Below are 19,481 nucleotides of genomic sequence, written 5' to 3'. Positions count from 1 at the left end.
AGCACCCATGTCGATTCTGCGTTCACGGGTACCACCTCCTCGTTCTCTCGCACGGCCTCCGGAAAAGTAGCAGTGGGCGTCGTGGCCCGCCAACCGAATTTCCGTGGGGCTCCGCGGCCCCGGATGCCGCCTCACCCTCGGTCGTACGCCTCCTCACGGGCGTCACCGCTGTCTCCCGTGTCTCCCATGTCTTCCGTTTCTTCCGTGTCTCCCGTCGCCGATCGCAGCGCGAACAGCCGGGTGAGGGGGTGGAAGCGGTAGCGGCCCGGGGCGCGGGACTCCAGGAGTTGCACGTCGACCAGTTCCTCCAGGAGCGTCTCCGTCGCCTCGGGCGCGCCGCCGGTGGTCGCCGCCGCCTCCGGGACCGTCAACTCACCCTGCCCGGCGGCCAGTAGCGGGAGTACACGTGCCGCCGCGCGCCCCGTGGGGCCACGGGCCAGGAGTGCGCGGTGGCCCGCCGCCAGGGCCGCGTGCAGGTCCAGGTCCGCGAAGGAGAGTTCCGCCAGGCGACGCGCCGGATCGGTGAGGCGGGCGGCGAGCTCCCGCACCGGCCACCGGGGGCGTGCCGCCAGCCGGGCGCCCGCGATGCGCAGGGCCAGGGGCAGGTGACCGCAGTGGTGGGTGATCGCCACCGCGGCGTCGCGTTCGGCGCTCAGGCGGCCGGGACCCGCCCAGAGGCCGAGCACCGCGAGGGACGCCGGGGCCTGGAGCGGCGCGAGGTGCAGATGCGCGGCCCCGTTCAGCGTGGCGAGGACGCCGAGGCTGGTGACGAGAACCGCGCAGCCGTACGCCGCGGGCAGCAGCGGGCGTACCTGCGCGGCGTCCTGGGCGTTGTCGAGGACGATCAGGACCCGGCGCTCGGTGAGCACCGTGCGGTAGGCCGCCGCCGCGTCCGCCGCGCCGCACGGATGCGGCCTCGGCGCGCCCAGGGCGCACAGGAACCGCCTGAGGACGACGGCGGGCGGGACGGGGCGCGCGTCGCGGTGGGGGCCGCGCAGGTCGGCGTAGAGCTGGCCGTCGGGGAAGCGTGCGCCGAGTCGGTGGGCCGCGTGCACGGCGAGCGCCGACTTGCCGACGCCGCCGGGCCCGTCGAGCGCGACCACGACGGGGCCGGTGCCGCACACGCCCGGGCGGAGCACGTCGAGCGCGGCCAGTTCGCTCTCCCTGCCCGGGAGTTCGGGGATGCCCTGGGGAAGCTGGTGCGGGGCCGGTGGGGGTGGTGCGGGGCCGCCGTCGTCCGTGCCGGGCGGGTCGGCGCGGCCGTTCGCGGACTGGCGGGAGCGGCGCGCCTCCTCCACGCGGTCGCGGGCCGTCGCCAGCAGTCGCATCTCCCGGCCGGTGGCGCCGAGCAATTGGACCAGCGCGTCGAAGCGGTCCGTCGGCGGCAGGGTCTTGCCCGAGAAGTAGTCGCCGATGACGCCGTGCGCCCAGCCGGTGCGCGCCGACAGCTGGCGGTAGGTGAGCTGCGCACCGCCGTCTCTGCGCGCCGCGCGCCTGCGCAGCTGCCGCAGCAGCGCGGCCAGCGCGTCGGTCGTGTCCACCGAGTCGACCGGGCCGATGCCCGCGCCCGTCGCCCGTACTCCCCCGTCCGGCGGGTGTCCCGCCGCCCCCGTTCCCCCTGGCACCGTTCCCCGTCCTCCGCTCTCGCACGTGCGCTCTGCCGCGCCGGCTCGCGCCGGTCGGCCGCCTGTCTCCCTCGGCCGACCGAGGCCATCCGGATCTGTCCGGTGACGCCCGATATCGGTCACGGCCCCCGGGGCCGCGCGCCAGCATCCCTCTACCGCTCGGATCCCGCCGTGCCGACCGGGCAACCGCACCGACCGTCGCCAAGGCATTCGTGAACGGCCCGCCCGCCGGTTTGGTCGCGGATTCCCGTCGCACCCCGGGCCCCGGGCGTCACACAGCACACCACTGGCATCGGACGAAGAAGGAGACACGACCTACATGAGCAGGGTCTGCAACAAAGCACCCAATCTTCCCGACGGCAGCATCGCCGAACAGTCCCTCTACGAGCGGGTGGACGGCCCCATCGCCACCGGCTCGGCCCACTTCATGCGGGCGGGCAGTGAGCTGCACCTGATGCACTCCGACCTGGAACTGAGCGACCAGCGTCAGGCCGCCCTGCGGGTACGCTGCGCGGCCGCCGCCGTCCGGGCCGCCCTGGTGGAGTACCGCACCTCGCACCGCGTCGCCCAGGAGCTGGGCTTCTACCCGGTGCACGACGAGCGCCTGCGGGTCGCGGGCGGCGGCACCGCCCCGGTGCGCGAGACGCTCGGCGCGGCGCGCGACGACGACCTGGTCCAGCTGGACCAGGCGGACATCGAGACCGTCGCGCGCCGCTACGAAGAGGGCGGCGACGAGGCGGCGTACGGCCACTTCGTGACCGAGCTGACCAGGTTCTCCGTGGCGCTCGACAGCTTTGCCGAGCGGGCCGCCGAGGCCCGTCCGGCCGACTGGCAGCGGCTGGCCTGGCAGTTCCTCACCGCGTTCGACCGCATACGCATCTACGGCCAGGCACTGGCCGTGATCAACATTCTCGGCATGACCCCCAGCGCCGTCGCCGGCGCCTGACACGGAAGGAGGAACAGGACATGAGCGCAGTCTGCAACAAGGCCCTCAGCCTCAGCGAGGAGGACCTGCGCGACAAGAAGCAGCTCGCGCAGGCGGCAGGCACCGAACTGACCGCGGCCACCAGCGAGTTGTGCCGGGCGCTGGAGCTCGCCGAGCACGGCGACGGCCTCGCCGGTGCCTCGGTGTACGCGGGAGCGGCGCAGGACCGGCTCGGCGGTGCCGCCCGGATGCTGACCGATGTCGCCGACATCCTCGCCTCGAGCAGCCTCGACGAGGAGACGGCCTCGTGGTACCGCAGGTTGGACTACGACCGGCTCTACCGGTCGGGGCTCAGCCTGGGCGCGGTGCCGCACGCGGCCGAGCTGTGGCAGGCGTTCGCCCGGCAGGCCGCGACGGGCGGTCCGCTGACGATCTGCCACGACATGCGCGAGCGCACCGTGGCCGTGGCCGCGCTGATCGGTGACTGGCTGAAGCGGACGGACGACCCGGAGGCGGGCTCGGGCCTGCTGCGGATCCAGTCCGCGATGGCCGACCTGGCCGCGTACGCCCAGCTCGTGGCGTTCGCCAACAAGGTGGAGCCCCGCGACCCGGCGTGGCTGACACCGCGGGGTGCGGCCGCCGCGTAGCGGTTCGTACGCGCAAGGGAGCGCCGGCGGAGGCCGGCGCTCCTTTCGTGCCCGCTCAACGGATGCCGCTCATTGGTAGGCGCGGGCCTGGAGCCCGTACATCCGGGCGTAGAGGCCGCGGCGCGCGAGGAGTTCCTCGTGGCTTCCCGTCTCTGCGACCCGGCCGCGGTCGAGTACGACGATGAGGTCGGCGCCCCGCACGGTCGAGAAGCGGTGGGAGACCAGCAGGGTCACCGTGCCGGGGCCGCCGCCGTTCGGACGACCGCCGTTCGCATGGACACCGTTCGGTGCGGGGCGGCGCGCGGCCTCGATGTACCGCTCGAACATGACGTGCTCGGTCTCCGCGTCCAGCGACGCGGTCGGCTCGTCCAGGATGCGCAGCAGCGGCGCCGGGCGCATGAGGGCCCGCGCCAGGGCCAGCTTCTGCCACTGTCCCGTCGACAGGTCGACACCGCGTTCCCAGCGGCTGCCCAGTTGTGTGCCCAGGCCGTCCGGCAGGGTGCCGGGCAGGTCGGCGGCGCCCGCACGGCCGAGGGCGCCGAGCACGGCCCGCGGGTCGCCGATCCGCCGCAGGTCCCCGACGCCGACCGTTTCGCGGACCTCGAACTCGAAGCGGACGAAGTCCTCGAACGCGGCACCGAGCCGTTCACGCCACCGTTCCGGGGCGAGGGCGTCGAGGCGAGTTCCGTCGACCGTGATCCGCCCCAGCGTCGGCTCGTACATCCGGCACAGCAGTTTGACCAGGGTGGACTTTCCGGAGCCGTTCTCGCCGACCAGGGCCACCACGCCCCCGGCGGGCAGCCACAGGTCGACGTCCTGGAGGGTGGCCGCCGCCGTGCCCGGGTAGCGAAAGGTGAGCCCCTCGACGGCGATGCCCTGCCGCAGGCTCGACGGCACGGCCGGGCGGCCACTCCGGGCGACACCCGTGGGGGTCGCGGCGGTCTCCACCGGTGTACGGCTCGTGCGTTCCGCGTACGTACGCAGCCACCGCAACCGCTCGGCGCTCTGGAGGAGTTCGACGACGGCTCCGGTCGCCTGCACCAGACCGCCGACATGTCCCGTGAACCGTCCGGCCAGCACGACGGCGAGCAGCACGGCGCCGAGCGTGGTGCGGCCGGTCACCGCGAGATGCACGACGAAGGCGACGGCGCCGATCAGACCGAGCGAGTTGAGCAGCCCCGCGACGCAGCCGATCGCCGCCACCCGCCACTGCGCCCGGCCGGCAACGGAGTCCGCACGCCGCCGTAACTTCCCGGTCCTGGAACGGAGTTCGGGACCGGCGTCGAAGACACGCAGCTCTTTGCCCGCCGTCGGCGAGGTGGCGAGGCGGGCCAGTCGCACGGCGAGCCGGTAGTCGGCCGCCGTGGCGTCCTGGGACCGGGCCAGGACGCCACGGGCCGAGATCTGCAGGCGCAGGGCGAGCGCCCCGATGACGGGCAGCACCAGCAGGGCGGGGTGGACGGCGGCCAGGAGCACGGCCGTCACCAGGAAACCGCCGAACTGTTCGAGCAGATTGAGCAGCCAGTTGAGCAGGGCGCCCATGGCCAGCGTGCGGTCGCGCAGCAGGTGCAGCCGGTCCTGGAACGCGGGCGACTCCTGGTGGTGCAGCCCGGGAATGCCCGCGGCGAGCCGGGCCAGCAGCCGGTCGAAGGCGAAGCCCACCCGTTCACTGAGCCCGATCCTGGCGCCGACGGCCGCCAGTTCGACCGTCTCCCACACGCCGAGGCTCACCACCAGCAGGAGCGCCGCCGTCAACGTCGGTTCCAGGTGCCGCAGTTCGGCGCCCTCGGCCATGGACCTCAGCCACAGGGCCTGAAGGGCCGCGAGTCCGGCCGCCGCGGGCACGAGCAGGAGCCCGAGCAGGGCGAGCTTCCAGGACTCGCGGAAGGACTCGGCCACGAGGGCCCGCAGCGCGGCGAGCGCACCGCGCCGGGTGTCTTCGGGCGCCTCAGGTGCCTCGGATGCCTCGGGCGGCTGAGGGACTTCGGTCCCGGCGCGTCCGTGCGGCGGCGCCTCGCCCGCACTCCCGGATGCGTCGAGATCGGCGACCGTGTCCGTCCCGAGGAACTGCGCGTCGGCGAACTCCCCCTCGCCGAACTCGCCGTCACCGAACTCCGCGTCACCGAACTCCGCATCGACAAGCTCCCCTTCGGCGAATCGGTCCGCCTGCAACCCATACATCCGCGCGTATTGGCCGCCGAGCGCCATCAGCGCGTCATGCGTCCCGCTCTCCACGATCCGGCCGCCGTCCAGGACATGGATGAGGTCGGCCTTGCGCACGCCCGAGAAGCGGTGCGAGACCAGGATCGTGGTGGTGCCGCGGCTCGCCGTCAGGAACCTGTCGAAGAAGACGGCCTCCGCCCGCGCGTCGAGGTGCGCGGTGGGCTCGTCCAGGACGAGCACGGCCCCCGACCGTGCGGCCAGCAGGGCGCGGGCCAGCGCGACCCGCTGCCATTGGCCTGCGGACAGGTCGGCGCCACCGGCGAACTGCCGGGAGAGCACGGTGTCCCAGCCGGCCGGGAGCGTGCGGGGCAGTTCGGCGCCGCCGGCCTGGTCGAGGGCATGGCGCAGTTCGTCCGGGTCGGCTCCGGGGCCGGGGTCTCCGATCGCCACGTTGTCGCGCAACGTCAGCGGGTACTTCACGAAGTCCTGGAAGACGGCGGAGATGCCCTGGCGCCACTGCCGCGCGTCACAGGCCCGCGCGTCCGTTCCGTCGGCCGTGATGCGCCCGGCGTCCGGTTCGTACAGCCGCGCGAGGAGTTTGATCAGTGTGGTCTTTCCGGAGCCGTTCGCGCCGACGAGTGCCACGGAGGCGCCGGCGGGGACGGTCAGGTCGAGCCCCCGCAGGACGGGTCGGTCCGTGCCGGGATAGGTGAAGTCCACGGATTCGAAGGCGATGCCGTGGTGGGGACGGGCCGGGGCCGGGGCTCGGCCACCGGTTCGGGTGTCGGCCGGAGGACCGTCGTCCGCCGCGCTCCCGCGCCGCTCCAGCGCGGCGAGCGACCGCAGTCCGAGAAGCGCGTCGCGCACCATGAGGTCCTCGTCGCCGACCCAGCCGAGCGCGGGCAGGGCGAGCGCCGCCTGCGCGCTGATGACGAGTCGGGTGAGGTCCAGGTCGCCGCGCGCGGCGGCGAAGGCCGCGTATCCGAGGACCGCGCCCTCGGCGAGCATCACGAACCCCACGGCGCCGCAGGCGCGCCGGGCGGCCGTGCGGCGGGTCGTCCAGACCCTGGCCATGCCCGACCGCCACGCGGCGGTCATCCGGTCCGCGAGCCAGTCGACGAGCCCGAAGACTCGTATCTCCTTGGCGGGTTCGGGATCCACGGCCAGTGACCGCAGGTAGCCGGAGCCGCGGATCACCGCGCTCGCCTCCTCCATGCTGCCGTGCACGTGGCGCGAGAGGCGCAGATAGGAGCGGTACGTCAGCACCGCCGCGAGTCCGAGCAGCGGGGGCGCCCACCAGGCGAGCGGTGCCAGCAGGACGAGGAGGCCGAGGCCTTCGAGCCGGGGACGCACGATCTCGGGGAGCAGCAAGGCGAGTTGGTCGGGCCGGGTGCCGGGCTCGGTGACCAGGCGCAACGTATCCGCGTAGCCCGGTTCTTCGAGGTGGCCGATGCCGGGGGGCCCGATTCCGGCGGCGACGGCCCGGTCCTCCACGACGCCTGCCGCCCGCAGCCGCAGCACCGCGGCGAGGCCGCTCTCCAGGGACCGCAGTGCCGTGCGTACGAGCGTCAGCGCGCCGAACGCGGTGAGAGCGGCCAGGGCGTGCCGGGCCTCGGCCGATCCGGCGCCCGCCTCGACGGCCGGGGGCAGCACGCCCACGAGCCGTCCCGTCGCGACGACGATGAGCGGTCCTGTGGCCGCCCCGCAGGCCACGGCCAGGGCGAGGGCGACGGTGTGCCGGGGCCCTGCCCGCCACAACAGCCGTATCGCAGACGTCCATTCCTGCCACGTACGCATACCGGTCTCCTGAGCCGCGCGCCGTCATTGGGGGCACCGATGCTCACAGAGGAGCCGGGCGGCCCGGTGAGGGTCCCGGTCGCGGCCGGACGCCGCCGGTCGCTCGCCGGACGCCACGTCGAGGACGTCCCGGTCGTCGGCGGACGCCTGGTGGCCGCCTGAGCTCCTGACATGATGTCGCGCCATGGACGACTGGAGCGGGCAGGCAGGTCATGGGGTGTGCTTCGAGTGGGGTCCTGTCGGTGCGGAGCGTCTCGCGGCGGGCGCGGCCTGCCTGGTGGTGGTCGACGTGCTCTCGTTCACCACGTCCGTGACGGTCGCGGTGGAGGCGGGGACGCGGGTCCACCCGTATCGCTGGCGCGACGAGAGCGCCTCGGCCTTCGCCGAGCAGGTGGGCGCCGCTCTGGCCGTCGGGCGCCGCGCGGCCACCGACGCCGCGCCGTGGTCGCTCTCCCCCGCCGCGCTGCGGCGCGCTCCCTTCACGCCGCGCCTGGTGCTGCCGTCGCCCAACGGGTCGGCCATCGCCGCCGCGGCGGCCGACGCCACCGTCGTCGCGGCCTCCCTGCGCAACGCGACCGCCGTGGGCGGGTGGCTCGTCGCCCACGGCTACGGCACCGTCGACCGCCCCGTCGCCGTGATCGCGTCGGGCGAGCGCTGGCCCGACGGCAGTCTCCGCCCCTCATTGGAGGATCTGTTGGGCGCGGGAGCCGTGATCGCCGTGCTGAGGGAGCAGGGCCGCACCGGGCTCTCACCGGAGGCGGAGGGCGCGGCGGCGGTCTTCACCTCGGCCCCCGATGTCGGTGCCGCCGTCGCCGCCAGTGCGTCCGGGCGGGAGCTGGCCGCCGGAGGGTTCGCCGCGGACGTGGCCGTCGCGACGGAACTGGACGCCTCCGCCGTGGTCCCCGTCCTGACCGACGGGGCCTTCGCCGCGGCTCCGTGACCACGCGTCAGCAGGGCACCGGCGTCTGTTCCCGTACCGTGGCGGTCTCACCGGGCCAGGTGGTCCTCACCGGGACGGGCGGGACTCCCCCGCCACCGCCGCGCGCCTCAGCCTCGCTCGGCGCGGCGCCTTCCGCTCCTCCTCGCAGGTGCCGCCCCACACACCGGACGTCTGGCCGGTGGTGAGCGCGTAGTCGAGACACTCCTCGATCACCGGGCAGCGCGCACAGATGCGCTTGGCCTCCCGTACGTCCCGCACCGCGGGTCCCGTGGAGCCGATCGGGAAGAACAGCTCGGGGTCCGCGTTCCTGCACGCCGCGTCTCGCAACCACTCCATGGTGTCTCCTCCACGGCCCATGTCGCCGCATCGTCGTCCTCAGGTGCCACGCGGGTGCCCCCGCACCTCTCACGAAAACATCCGCGGTGGGGATCCGGCCGATCATGCGATGCGGGCCGCGCGGAAACCCGTCAGCGGGTCCTGGGGGCGCGGTCGGTCGCCATGTGGTGCAGGTCCTCCAGCGCGTCCATGAGCACGGTGCGCCGGTGCCAGGCCAGCCACGCCCCGGCCTGGGCCCCGAGAGTGTCCAGGTCCCTCGCCCGACCGTCGTCCGGGCCTGCCCTCAGCGGATGGTCGTAGTGTGCCCAGACCACGCCCATCAGCCGGTGCTCCTCGTCCAGGAGCGGCACGGTGAGCGAGGCCCGGCAACCGCTCGCCAGCAGGACCCTGTGCGATTCGGCCTCCAGGAAGCTCGCGGCCTTCCAGAGGTCGTGGACGACGACCTGGCACGTGGACGCCAGGTGCCAGTACGCGAGGGACTCGCTGTCCTCGACGAAGGCGAAGCGGTCGCTGTACGGACCGTCCAGGTTGCGCTGGTGCTCCAGCCGGACCAGGTCGGACTCGACGACGTGCATCGAGCCGCGCGGTGCGCCGACGAGGCCCAGTGTCTGGGACAGGACCTCCTTGGTGAGGTCGCTGTACTGCCACTCGCGGGCCCGGCCCCTGTCCCGGCTCCGGTGGAGTGCCGACGTGGCGGGCGGCGCGGTGCGGGCGCGGCCGGGGAACCACACCGCCGTGTCCGACGGCGGCCGAACGTGCTTGATCGCGTCGGCGACGCTGTGGAGTTTCACGTTGTGCCGTTGCGACGCCTGGCGCAGCAGCGAGAACGCCGCCTCGACGCCGGGCAGCCGGTAGCGGTCGGCGAGCAGTTCACTGGCGTCCTGGATGCCGTGACGCGCGATCTCCCGGTTGCGCACCGCCTGTTCCGCCCGCCATGCCGCGTCGAGGGCCGGTCCCGCGTCGCCGGCCAAGGGGTGCGGCGCACGCGTCGGCGAGGGGCCGTCGGCCTCCTCGTTCGCGTCCGAACAGGCGGGGGCGGTGCGCGGCAAACGGGCCTCCGAGCGGTCGTCGGCCTGGACGGGGCCGGTCGGCGCGGGCCGGCCGACGGGGCATCGGCGCCGTACCCGCTTCCCGGACCGGCCCCCGTCAGCATGACCGCGTTCGCCGATGCCTCGCAGCGCGCGGAACGAACATCCGAACCTCCAGGTCAGGGCCCTGCCCATCCGCATAACGAAGCGCGGTAGGGCGCCGGGCCCGGGCCGGTGCCGGCGGCAACGCGACGCGTTCCCCCCGCATGAAGCGCGCGCCCATGGGAAGCCGTCCAGTCCGCGCAGGCATCTGTGTCCCTCCGACCGAGGAAGAGCCCGTGCTTCGTCTCAGGAAGAGCCCGTGAACGCGCCGCGGGACGCCCACTTGTTCGCCCACCTCTACCGTCGCATCGCGCTCCAGGGCGCCGGCCGGGACCACGACTCCCTGGCGCACGTCGCGGTCGGCGCCGTCAGCGTCGACGAGATCGTCCTCGCCCACCCCCTCGACGACGACGCGCCGCCGTTCGGCGCCCTGTGCATGCGTTTCACCCCAGCCGACACGACGGTGGGGCCGGCAGGCGTACGACAGCCGGGGCGCCGTCCGCCCACCGCCGGCGACATCGCCGTGGTCTGCCACGGCGACCTGCCCCATCCCCATGGCCCGGCCGATGTGCCGGGCGACGGGCGGGAGACGCGGCTCGACGCCGCCGTCGTGGACACGGCCCGGCCCTACGCCCCTCCTCCCCCTGACCGGTTCCGCGACGTCGAGCACCTCCCGGTGGCCCGGGACGCGGCAGAGCACCTGGACGCCACGGTGGCCTGTCTGCACCACGTGCTGGAGCTCGCGTCCTGGGAGCAGGGCCGGCCCTCGCTCCTGCTCGACTCGTCCGCCCGGCTGCTGTCCGCCAGTCTGCTCGGCTGCATGCCACGCCGCCCCGACGGCTGCGCCTTCGGGCACGCCACCACCCTGCAACGGGCCATCGGCTTCATCCACGCCCACACCCAGCAGCCCCTGACGCTGGCCGACATCGCCGCCGCCGCGCACGTCACCTCCCGCGCCCTGCAGTACGCCTTCGCCCACATCGACACGACCCCCATGACGTATCTGCGCGACGTCCGTCTCACCCGCGCGCACACCGACCTCCAGCACGCGAGCCCGGGCACCGACACCGTCACCGACATCGCCCTGCGCTGGGGTTTCGCCCACCCCGGCCGCTTCGCCGGCTACTACCGCGCCGCCTACGGCGTCAGCCCCTCCACCACTCTCGTCCGCTCCGCGCCGCCGGCCTCCTAGGGAAGCCGCCGCAGGGTCTCGGCGGGCGTGCTGCCGTACGCCTCGCGGTAGTGCGAGGCGAAGCGCCCTTGGTGGGCGAAGCCCCACCGCAGCGCGATGGCCGTGACCGAACCCCTGCCCGGCTCGGCGGCCAGGAGGTCGGCGTGGGCACGGGCCAGCCTCACCCCGCGCAGGTGACGCAGAGGCGTGGTGTCCGCGTGCCGGGCGAACGCGTACTGGAGCGCTCGCGGGGTGACGCACGCCGCCGCGGCGATGTCGGCGAGTCCGATGTCGCGTTCGGCGTTGTCCTCGATGAAGGCGAACGCCCGGCGCAGCGTGTCCGGACGGCCGTCGCGGCTGTCGGTGCGGGCCTGCTGCCCGGCGTCCGGGAGCGCGACATGCGGCAGGCAGGAGAGCGTGACCGCCGCGAGGTGCCGCAGCGCCGTGCCCAGCACGAGCGGGTGCTCCGATGCGGCGCTCGCGTGGGCCGGCAGAACCGTGTCCCGCAGGTACGCGACGGTCGCGTGGAGCGTCCTGTTCGCCTCCGCGTCGACGGGCAGGGTGCCCGTCAGCCGGAGGGGCCCGGCCCCGTCCGCGGCGGCCTGCCGCAAGTGGGAGGGGTCGAACGAGATGATGGTGTAAGCGGCTTCGCGTACCTCGCCCCGGTAGGGACGGCCGGGCTGGGCGACCAGGAACGTCTCACCCGGCCCGCACACCTCCTCCCCGCTGGTGTGCACGCCCTTGTTCACGGACACCAGGCAGAGCCGGTCCAACGGGCCGGCGTCATAGGCCATGGTGTAGCCGAACGACAGCTCGTCCACGGTCAGTCCGCCCTCGACGCGGCGGTGGACGCGGGCGCGGGCGTTGTCCGGCCGACCGCTGATCGTCATCGGTGTGAAGGCCAGGGAGAGGTATTCCTCGGTGGCCTGCAGGTCGTCGCTGTCGAAGACCGTCGTCTCCATCGACCTCACCTCCGTCCTCGCACGCTAACAACACGCTGCCGCCGGGCCAACGGTTCGGCCCGGCCCGGCACCCTCCCAGTCGGACACCCGATCGAATTTCCGCCGTTCCCCTGCGGTACGGACGGGGGCCCTGTGCCCTCGTCCTACGATGCCGACATGACCCATGCCGAGTCACAGAAGGACGCCATCACGGCACCGTCTCCGCGGGAAGTCGGCGCCACCTACGACGAGTTCGGCCCCTTGTTCAGCCTGATTCTCGGTGATTCCGCGATCCATGTGGGGAGTTGGTCCGACCCGGTCGACCATGTCGACGGCGTCGGTCACGACCGACCGGCCGAGCACACGCCCGTGACCACGCTCATCGGCCTCGCGAACCGGGCCATGGACCGGCAGACCGACCGCTTCATCGATCTCCTGCGCCCCCGGCCAGGACGACGGGTCCTGGACATCGGCTGCGGCACGGGCGGCCCGGCCGTGCGCCTGGCGCGCAGCAGCGGCGCGCACGTCACCGGAGTCACCGTCAGCCGTCGCCAGGTCTCCGAGGCCACCGAACTGGCGCTGGCCGCCGGACTGATCGGAAAGGTGTCGTTCGACCACGCCGACGCCATGCGCCTCCCGTACCCCGACGACTCGTTCGACGCGGCCCTGGCCGTCGACTCGCTGTGCCACATGAACGACCGGCCGCGGGCCCTGCGCGAGGCCTTCCGGGTGCTGCGGCCCGGCGCGCGGCTGCTGCTCACCGAGTTCACGACGGCCGGCGCGCCGACCCGGGAGCAGCTGGACGTCTACCACGCGGTGTGGGCGACCGGGCCGCTGGTGTCGCCCGGTGAGGTGCTGGAGATGGCCCAAGAGGCGGGCTTCGTCGCGGAGCGGGTGGAGAACGACACCCACAACGTGGCGATGACGGGCGAGTTGATGCGGCTGCTCTACAACGACCGTCACGACGAGGTCCTGGCCCGCTTCGGCAGCGAGACCACGGCCCGGCTGGACATCCTGATGCCGGACCTGTGCGCCTTCTCCAGCGGCAACCTCGGCCATCACATCTTCTTGCTGAGCAAGCCCGCCGCCTGAGAAGGGCTCGTCCGGTTCCTCCGGACACCGCCCCTCAGGCGTCCCTGCGCCGGTCCCGCACCTCGGGGAGGGCCTGGAACCCGGCCGACCTGTACGTGGCGACGGCGCCGACGTTGGCACTCGGCGCGGCAACGAACGCGCTCGACGAGCCGAGCCCCTGGAGCGTGGCCGCCGCGGCGAGGGTGATCGCCCTGCCGTAGCCGTGCCCGCGGTGGTCGGGGTGCACGCCCATCGGCTCCAGCAGGCCTGGCCTGCCCGGCCCGGCCGACCAGACCGTCGCCGTCGCCACCGCGTCGCCCCGGTCGTCGTACGCGACCAGACACCGCGCGTCGGCGTAGGGCGATCCGGCCGCCATCGCGTGCCAACGGTCGTCCGTGAACGTCGGCCTGCCGAACGCCGCGCGTTGCACGGCGGTCCGCACGTGCGCCCGCTCCGGTCCGATCACCTCGATCCGCACGCCCGGGTCCTCGACCGGCCGCGTGAGGTCGCGGGTCAGCGGGGTCCACGCTTCGTCGGTGTCCCAGCCGTGTTCGGCCAACAGCTCCTGGAGCAGTGCGTCCCTGGGCGCCTCGACGTACACCTTGCCCTCCGGCAGGACGCCGCGCTCCGGGTCGATCAGGTCCGCGGCGATGCGGCGCGCGAGCTCCTCGTCCCGCCGGGCGTCCGGCGCGGTCGTCACGCGCAGCAGATCGGCGCCGTCCAGCAGCCCGACGGCGAGAATCCGGCCGTCGCGGCTCCAGGTCCGCACCGCCGCCGCCGTCGCGTCCGTTCCGAACCGCCAGAACCAGCCCAGGTCGCCCGGATGCAGCTGCATCGGCGCCCCGTCGTACTGCCAGTCCCTAAGCGCGCTCTCGGCCGCACCGAGTCCGTCAACTCCCGGCTCCGTCATCATCATCGACATGGTGCCGATCACACACCAAGGTGCCGCCGGTCCGCACCTGATTATCTGCCGGGCGGTTCTTCACCCGTCGCCCGTGGACCACTCCCCCAACGCCGCTTCCAGGCTCGACTCGATGTCCCGCGCGCCGCGCTGTCTGGCCAGGGCGTACGACTCGGCGCCGAGCACCGTGCGCGCCCTGCGCTCCGCCTCCTCGCGTACGGGACCCAGCTCGGGAGTGCCGCGCTGGGCGTGGCCGACGGTCCGCCAGAAACCCTGTCCCGCGCCGAACATGAACGCGGCCTGCTCGCCCTGCCCCTGGGCGGCGCAGGCCGCCGCGAGCAGATCGAGCCCCAGGGCGATCCCGAACCGGTCCCCCAGTAGCCGCTTGCCCGCGAGCATCGCGCGGGCGTGCCGTGCCGCTTCGAAGGCGCGGTCCCGGGAGAGCGCGATGAGTGCGAGTTGGTAGTCGAGGTACGAGCGGGTCCAGGTCTCGCCGATCTCCTCGCACACCTCCCGCATCTCCACGGCCAGTTCCTCGGCGTCACCCAGGGCGCCCAGCGCCGTCAGGGCGAAGACCCGCACGAGATGGCACCGCATCCCGGACGGCGAGCGGGCGACCGCACCGGCGGGAGTCAGGGCGATGGCCCGTTCCGCCTTGTGCAGGGCCACCAGGGGGCGGCCCGACATCAGATACGTGAGACCGGTGAGATAGGCGGCCGCGAGCCGCCCCTCGGGGGCGATGTCGTGCGCGCTCGCCTGCTCGCAGTCCGACGCCACCTGCGCCGCGGCCTCTTGCTCGCCCTGGAGCAGCAGCACCACGCCGAGCGCCCACAGCGCCTTCGTGCGCGCGGGACCCGCGACGGCATGTTCCAGGAGCCCGCGCTCCAGATAGTCGCGGGCCTCGTGCAGATGGCCGCAGCAGCTCCAGTAGAAGCCGACGTACCCGGCCAGTTCGAGCGCGCGGCCGGGGGCGGTCACCAGGAGATGGTCGAGGGCGGCGCACAGATCCGCGTGGGCCGAGGAGACCCGGCCGTACCAGGACAGCTGCTCGTGGCTCAGCCAGGTCGCGTCCGCCCGGCGTGCCAGCTCCAGGAAGTGCGCGGCGTGGCGGTCGGCGCCCGGCCGCTCCTCCCCCAGCTTCCGCAGCCACTCACGTCCGTACTCACGGACCGTGTCCAGCATGGTCCAGTGGCCGCGCCGTCGTGTGATGACCGACTGCTCGGCCAGCTCGGCGAGGGCGTCGATGACACCGCTCTCCGTCAACGGGCCGCCGACGCACACTTTCTGGACGGTCGCGGTGTCGCTCGCGCCGCGGAGCACGGACATCCGCGCCCACAGGAGCCGGGCGAGCGGCGTGCACAGTTCGTGGCTCCAGCCGATGGTGGTGCGCAGAGCCCGGTGCCGGGCGGGCTCGACCGGCACGTCCTGCTCCCGCCGCAGGGACGTGCGCCGGTGCCGCAGGTGCTCGGCGAGCTCTTCCACGGTGTGCCGCCGCAGCTGCGCGGCGGCCAGCTCCAAGGCGAGGGGAACGCCGTCCAGACGGTGGCAGATGCGTACGGCGGCGTCCGTCCAGTCGGTCGCGGCGGCGTACGCTCCCGGGGCGCACTCCACGGCACGGGCGGTGAACAGGTCCAGCGCGTCGGGGTCTTCCGCTTCCCCGCCCGGCCCCGGGCCGGAGGCCCAGCCGCCGTCGGCCGCGACGTCGCCAGCGGCGGCGGCGACCGCCAGTCGCAGCGGTTCGACCGCGAGCACACACTCCCCTCGTACGCCGAGGCTCCGCCTGCTCGTGGCCAGCACGCTGACGCCCGGCGCCGCCGCCAGCAGCCGCGCCACGACCTCACGGCAGGACGGCACCACGTGCTCGCACGAGTCGAGGACGAGGAGTCCCCGCCGGTCGGCCAGCCAGTCGCACAGGGCATCGACCGGCATCCGCAGGGTGTGGTCGGCCAGGCCCACCGCGTCGGCGATGCGGGACACCAGCAGCCGGTCCCGCATGAGCGTCGACAGCTCCACCCACCAGACATCCGCGCCCGTGCCGCGCTCGGGGGACCGTGCGGTCGAGGCCCCCCGGGCGGCCCTGAGGGCGAGCCTCGTCTTGCCGACTCCGCCGACGCCGGTCAGGGTCACCAGCCGGTGCTCCGCCAGGGCCTGGCCGAGGCGGGCCAGATCGGCACGGCGGCCCACGAAACTCGTCTGTTCTTCGGGAAGTGAGGCGACCACTCCACCAGTCTGGTCGTCGGGGCCGCCGACGCGGGTCGGTTGCGTGTTCCTGCCTCGAATTGCTGATGGCTACACGCCGGTTGACGTGCCGGTCCTCGGGCGCGGGGGTCAGCGGCACAGGTGCGCCACGGCCGTTCAGCGCACCGGCTGGCTGCCCGCCCACACCGCGGGGGTCCGGCCCGACCACGGGCCGGCCTGTTCGAGTTGCCCGGCGAGGCGGAAGAGGCGGTCCTCGCGCCCGTACCCCGCGGCGAACTGCATGCCGATGGGCAGCCCCGTGCCGGCGTCGGCCGTCAACGGCACGGACATGGCGGGCGTGCCCGCCACGTTGAACGCCGCGCTGAACGGCGAGACGTCGAAGAGACGGCGCAGCCAGCCGAGGCCGTCCAGCTCCTCCGCGCCCTCACCGTGCGTACCCAGAGGCACGGGAAGGTCCGGCACGGTCGGGGTGAGCAGCACGTCGTGGGTGTCGAAGCAGCGCGCCAGGCTCCGGGAGACGCGGTTGCGGACCGCGAGCGAGGCGGCGAACCGGGTGCCGCTGACCCGCTGCCCGTAGTGGTAGCTGGCGAGGATGGGCGGTTCGAGGGTCGACGAGTCGACGGGCCGGCCGAGGGCGGCGGCCAGCTCGTCGACCTGGGCCGTGAGATTCACCGTCCACTGACGGGCGTTGGCCAGGAGGAACTCCTCCCAGTCGACCCCGAGGTCGACCTCGGCCTCCGCCACGCGGTGGCCGAGGTGTTCGAGGAGCCGCACGGTGCGCGCGAGGGCGTCGGCCACGGGTGCGGTGGTGCGGTGTCCGCCCCACGCCTGGGCGAGGACCCCGATCCGCAGCGCGCCCGGGGCGCGGGTGACCTCCTCGGCGTACGGCCGGGAGGGCCGCGGCGCGGAGTACGGGTCGCCCGGCTCCGGACCGCTGATCAGGTCGAGCAGCACCGCGCTGTCGCGCACCGTGCGGCTGACGCTGCCGTGCCCCGCCAGACCGTTGAACATCTCGTCGAAGTCGGGGCCCCAGGAGACCCGGCCGCGCGTGGGTTTCAGCCCGAACAGGCCGTTGTAGGAGGCGGGGATGCGGATCGAGCCCGCGGCGTCGGTGGCGTGCGCGATCGGCACCACCCCCGCGGCGACGGCCGCGCCCGCGCCTCCGCTGGATCCGCCCGCGCTCCGCTCCAGGCACCACGGGTTGAGGGTCGCGCCGTACAGCACCGGTTCGGTCGTGGTGCTGTACGCCATCTCCGGTGTCGTGGTGCGCCCGAACGTGACGAGCCCGGCGCGGCGGAAGCGCCGCATCAGGGCGGAGTCGGCGCCGGCGACGTGACCGGCCGCGAGCCTGCTGCCGAGCTCCGTGCGCCTGCCGGCCATGGTGACCCCGATGTCCTTGATCAGGAAGGGGACACCGGCCAGTGGTCCGCTGCCGGGCCGGGGTTCGTCGTCGGTCGGCCATGTCTCGACGACGGCGTTGATCCACGGATCGACCGCCTCCCTGGCCTCGCGTGCGGCCGCTTCCACTTCGGCGGGGGTCACCTCGCCTTCGGCCACCAGCTCCGCGAGCCCGACCGCGTCGAAACGCACGTACTCGGAAATCCTCACAGCCCCTCCCGGCACAGAGACAGATACTCAACGGTCCCTCCCGATACCGATCGGTATCGCATGGGACGGACTGGTACCGTAACAGAGCCCGCGGGCCCCTCAACCGACCGGACGTCACGGAGAAGTCATGGCATCGACCGCCAGAAGGCCGACCAGGGTGGCGAAACTGCCGCCGCGCGAGCGCATCCTCGACGCGGCGGAGGAGCTCTTCCAGAGCGAGGGCATCCGGCGGGTGGGCGTCCAGGCGATCGCCGAGAAGGCCGAGACCACCAAGATGGCGATCTACCGCCACTTCGAGACGAAGGACGCGCTGGTCGCGGAGTGGCTGCGGATCGTCGCCGCCGACTATCAGGCGGCCTTCGACCGGGTCGAGGCCGAGTCCCCCGGCCGGCCCGGGGAGCAGATCCTGGGTCTGGCCCGTTTCATCGCCGAGGGGCTGCCGAGGATCTCCTACCGGGGCTGCCCGTTCATCAACTCCCTCGCCGAGCTGCCCGACCGCGCCCACCCCGCACGGCAGGTGATCGAGCAGCACAAGGCCCGTCAGACCCGCAGGCTGGTGGCCATGTGCGCCGAGGCCGGCCTGCCCGACCCCGAGCAGGCCGCCGCGGAGATCACCTTCGCGCTCGAAGGCGCGCAGGTCAGCACCCAGAACGGGAGCATCGACCGGACGGGCGACCGGCTCATGAGGATCGTCGAGGCAATCGTGGACCGCCACGGCGCACCGGCGGGGCGTCCGCACGCGTAAAGCCGTGCGCGCGTGCCCGTACGCGTAGAGCCGCGTACGTGTGTCCGTACGCGTCAGCCTCCGCGTGTCAGGCGGTGGCCTCGGGCGCGGGCCGCGTCGGCACCACGGCGACCGGGCAGTGGGCGTGCAGGAGCACCGCGTTGGCCGCCGAGCCGACCAGGAACGAGTCGGCATTGAGGCGGCGCCTGTGCCGGCCGACCACCAGCAGGCCCGCGGACTGCGAGGCGACGACGAGGCGGCCCGCCGCGTCGGCCGCGGTGACCACCTGCTCGACGGCGACGTCCGCGTGGCGCTCGACGAAGGGGCGCAGCCGTTCGTCCTGGGCCTTCCGCAGGTCTTCCTCCACGCTGGGGCTGCCGTCCCCCGCCGCCCCGTCGATGTACCCGCCCATGAGCGTCAGGGTGGAGAGCGGCACGGTGTAGGTGGTGATCACCTGGAGCGGGACGTCGTGGCGGCGGGCCTGCGCGAAGGCGAACTCCACGACGGCGTCGGCGGTCTCGTCCGGTGAGAGCCCCAGGACGACCGGCCCGTGTCCGCCGTCCGCGCCCGCGGTCCGTGCCGCGTGGGGCACGACGACCACGGGGCAGGCCGCCCGCGCGGCGCACGCGCGGCTGACGGAGCCGAGGAGCAGGCTCGCGAAGCCACCCCTACCGCGCGACCCGAGGACCAGGAGCTGGGCCTGCTCGCTGAGTTCGACGAGGGAGGAGGCGGGGCTCCCGTCGAGGGTGGTGAAGCGCACGGGCGGCAGGTCGTCGCGCCCCTCCAGCAGGTCGCGCACCGCGGCGAGCGCGGGCACCTGGTCCGCGGGAGGCATCACGACAGGGGTGCCGGGCACCGGGAGCGCCTTCACGTAGTCGCTCCTGACATGGACGACGAGCAGTTCCGCGTCCCTGCCGCGGGCGGCGGCCAGCGCCCATTCCAGGGCCCTGAGGCTGTGGTCGGATCCGTCGACGGCGGTGATGACTGGAAGGCTGTTCATGATCCCATCCTGTGCCCGGTGACGGCCGGACGGCAGGGGCGAAGGGCCCGGATGGGCGGCCGGCACGGCCCGCTCCTCGAAAACCGATGCGATCCGCGGCGAGATCACCGATGAGTTTCCGCGCGGCCCCCGGTCGTAAGGGGCGGTTGGTGCGCACCGGACGTGAGACCGGGACACGCGAGCACCGGCCGGACGAGCGGACAGACAGTCCCATGGACATCAGGAGATCTTGAGATGCGTACGTTGATCAGCTCTGCTTTCGTCTCCCTCGACGGCGTCGTCGAGGCCCCCGGCGGCGAAGCC

Annotated in this window: 15 protein-coding genes and 1 pseudogene; 7 read left to right on the top strand and 9 right to left on the bottom strand. The window is 73.7% G+C overall.

Annotated elements, in window-relative coordinates; translation table 11 throughout:
* Positions 1-131 precede the first annotated feature (131 nt).
* A complete protein-coding gene (locus tag AB0L89_RS40025) occupies positions 132-1,625 on the bottom strand; it encodes a helix-turn-helix transcriptional regulator (RefSeq protein WP_365152731.1) in 1,494 nt (497 codons plus the stop codon).
* A gap of 319 nt (positions 1,626-1,944) precedes the next feature.
* On the opposite strand from AB0L89_RS40025, the gene AB0L89_RS40020 reads away from it, so the two are divergent.
* Together AB0L89_RS40020 and AB0L89_RS40015 are read left to right on the top strand one after the other, a co-directional pair.
* The gene (locus AB0L89_RS40020; protein WP_365152729.1) at positions 1,945-2,571 is read left to right on the top strand and encodes a hypothetical protein; all 627 of its coding nucleotides are present in this window, start codon (positions 1,945-1,947) and stop codon (positions 2,569-2,571) included.
* 20 nt (positions 2,572-2,591) lie between these two features.
* Entirely contained in the window at positions 2,592-3,197 is a 606-nt protein-coding gene (locus AB0L89_RS40015) for a hypothetical protein (protein WP_365152727.1), read from the top strand.
* Between the two features lie 69 nt (positions 3,198-3,266).
* On the opposite strand, the gene AB0L89_RS40010 is transcribed toward AB0L89_RS40015, so the two are convergent.
* Complete coding sequence (locus AB0L89_RS40010) at positions 3,267-7,157, bottom strand: ATP-binding cassette domain-containing protein (protein WP_365152725.1); 3,891 nt, start codon at positions 7,155-7,157, stop codon at positions 3,267-3,269.
* Between the two features lie 184 nt (positions 7,158-7,341).
* On the opposite strand from AB0L89_RS40010, the gene AB0L89_RS40005 reads away from it, so the two are divergent.
* Positions 7,342-8,097, top strand: coding sequence for a 2-phosphosulfolactate phosphatase (locus tag AB0L89_RS40005; RefSeq protein ID WP_365152723.1), 756 nt, complete (start codon positions 7,342-7,344; stop codon positions 8,095-8,097).
* Between the two features lie 66 nt (positions 8,098-8,163).
* On the opposite strand, the gene AB0L89_RS40000 is transcribed toward AB0L89_RS40005, so the two are convergent.
* Both AB0L89_RS40000 and AB0L89_RS39995 read right to left on the bottom strand, forming a co-directional pair.
* Entirely contained in the window at positions 8,164-8,433 is a 270-nt protein-coding gene (locus AB0L89_RS40000) for a WhiB family transcriptional regulator (RefSeq protein ID WP_365152721.1), read from the bottom strand.
* A gap of 131 nt (positions 8,434-8,564) precedes the next feature.
* Entirely contained in the window at positions 8,565-9,482 is a 918-nt protein-coding gene (locus AB0L89_RS39995) for an ANTAR domain-containing protein (RefSeq protein ID WP_365152719.1), read from the bottom strand.
* A 340-nt stretch (positions 9,483-9,822) separates the two neighbouring features.
* Between AB0L89_RS39995 and AB0L89_RS39990 the strand changes: the two genes are divergently transcribed.
* Positions 9,823-10,755 (top strand): helix-turn-helix transcriptional regulator, encoded by a 933-nt coding sequence (locus AB0L89_RS39990; RefSeq protein ID WP_365152717.1) that lies wholly within the window; start codon positions 9,823-9,825, stop codon positions 10,753-10,755.
* Here AB0L89_RS39990 and AB0L89_RS39985 read toward each other — a convergent pair.
* Positions 10,752-11,696, bottom strand: a complete 945-nt coding sequence (locus AB0L89_RS39985; RefSeq protein WP_365152715.1) for a helix-turn-helix transcriptional regulator — start codon at positions 11,694-11,696, stop codon at positions 10,752-10,754. The two genes, AB0L89_RS39990 and AB0L89_RS39985, sit on opposite strands and share 4 nt — an antisense overlap.
* Positions 11,697-11,852: 156 nt before the next feature.
* Here AB0L89_RS39985 and AB0L89_RS39980 point away from each other — a divergent pair, with 156 nt between their 5' ends.
* Entirely contained in the window at positions 11,853-12,767 is a 915-nt protein-coding gene (locus AB0L89_RS39980; protein ID WP_365152713.1) for a methyltransferase domain-containing protein, read from the top strand.
* 34 nt (positions 12,768-12,801) lie between these two features.
* Here the strand turns inward: AB0L89_RS39980 and AB0L89_RS39975 are convergent, their stop codons facing one another.
* The 3 genes from AB0L89_RS39975 to AB0L89_RS39965 all read right to left on the bottom strand — a co-directional run bounded on the left by AB0L89_RS39975 (position 12,802) and on the right by AB0L89_RS39965 (position 17,454).
* On the bottom strand, positions 12,802-13,668 hold the full coding sequence (locus AB0L89_RS39975) for a GNAT family N-acetyltransferase (protein WP_365152711.1): 867 nt from the start codon (positions 13,666-13,668) through the stop codon (positions 12,802-12,804).
* A gap of 60 nt (positions 13,669-13,728) precedes the next feature.
* The gene (locus tag AB0L89_RS39970; RefSeq protein ID WP_365152709.1) at positions 13,729-15,867 is read right to left on the bottom strand and encodes an NB-ARC domain-containing protein; all 2,139 of its coding nucleotides are present in this window, start codon (positions 15,865-15,867) and stop codon (positions 13,729-13,731) included.
* A gap of 135 nt (positions 15,868-16,002) precedes the next feature.
* On the bottom strand, positions 16,003-17,454 hold the full coding sequence (locus AB0L89_RS39965; protein ID WP_365152707.1) for an amidase: 1,452 nt from the start codon (positions 17,452-17,454) through the stop codon (positions 16,003-16,005).
* A gap of 127 nt (positions 17,455-17,581) precedes the next feature.
* Between AB0L89_RS39965 and AB0L89_RS39960 the strand changes: the two genes are divergently transcribed.
* Positions 17,582-18,199, top strand: a complete 618-nt coding sequence (locus AB0L89_RS39960) for a helix-turn-helix domain-containing protein (RefSeq protein ID WP_365152705.1) — start codon at positions 17,582-17,584, stop codon at positions 18,197-18,199.
* A gap of 67 nt (positions 18,200-18,266) precedes the next feature.
* Here the strand turns inward: AB0L89_RS39960 and AB0L89_RS39955 are convergent, their stop codons facing one another.
* Entirely contained in the window at positions 18,267-19,178 is a 912-nt protein-coding gene (locus AB0L89_RS39955; protein WP_365152703.1) for a universal stress protein, read from the bottom strand.
* Between the two features lie 234 nt (positions 19,179-19,412).
* Here AB0L89_RS39955 and AB0L89_RS39950 point away from each other — a divergent pair.
* Positions 19,413-19,481, top strand: a pseudogene (locus tag AB0L89_RS39950) (deaminase); the annotation flags it as partial.

This window comes from Streptomyces sp. NPDC052114 (assembly GCF_040680155.1).
In the GTDB taxonomy this organism is placed as follows: Bacteria; Actinomycetota; Actinomycetes; order Streptomycetales; family Streptomycetaceae; genus Streptomyces.
This window is presented reverse-complemented; position numbering and strand designations above follow the sequence as displayed.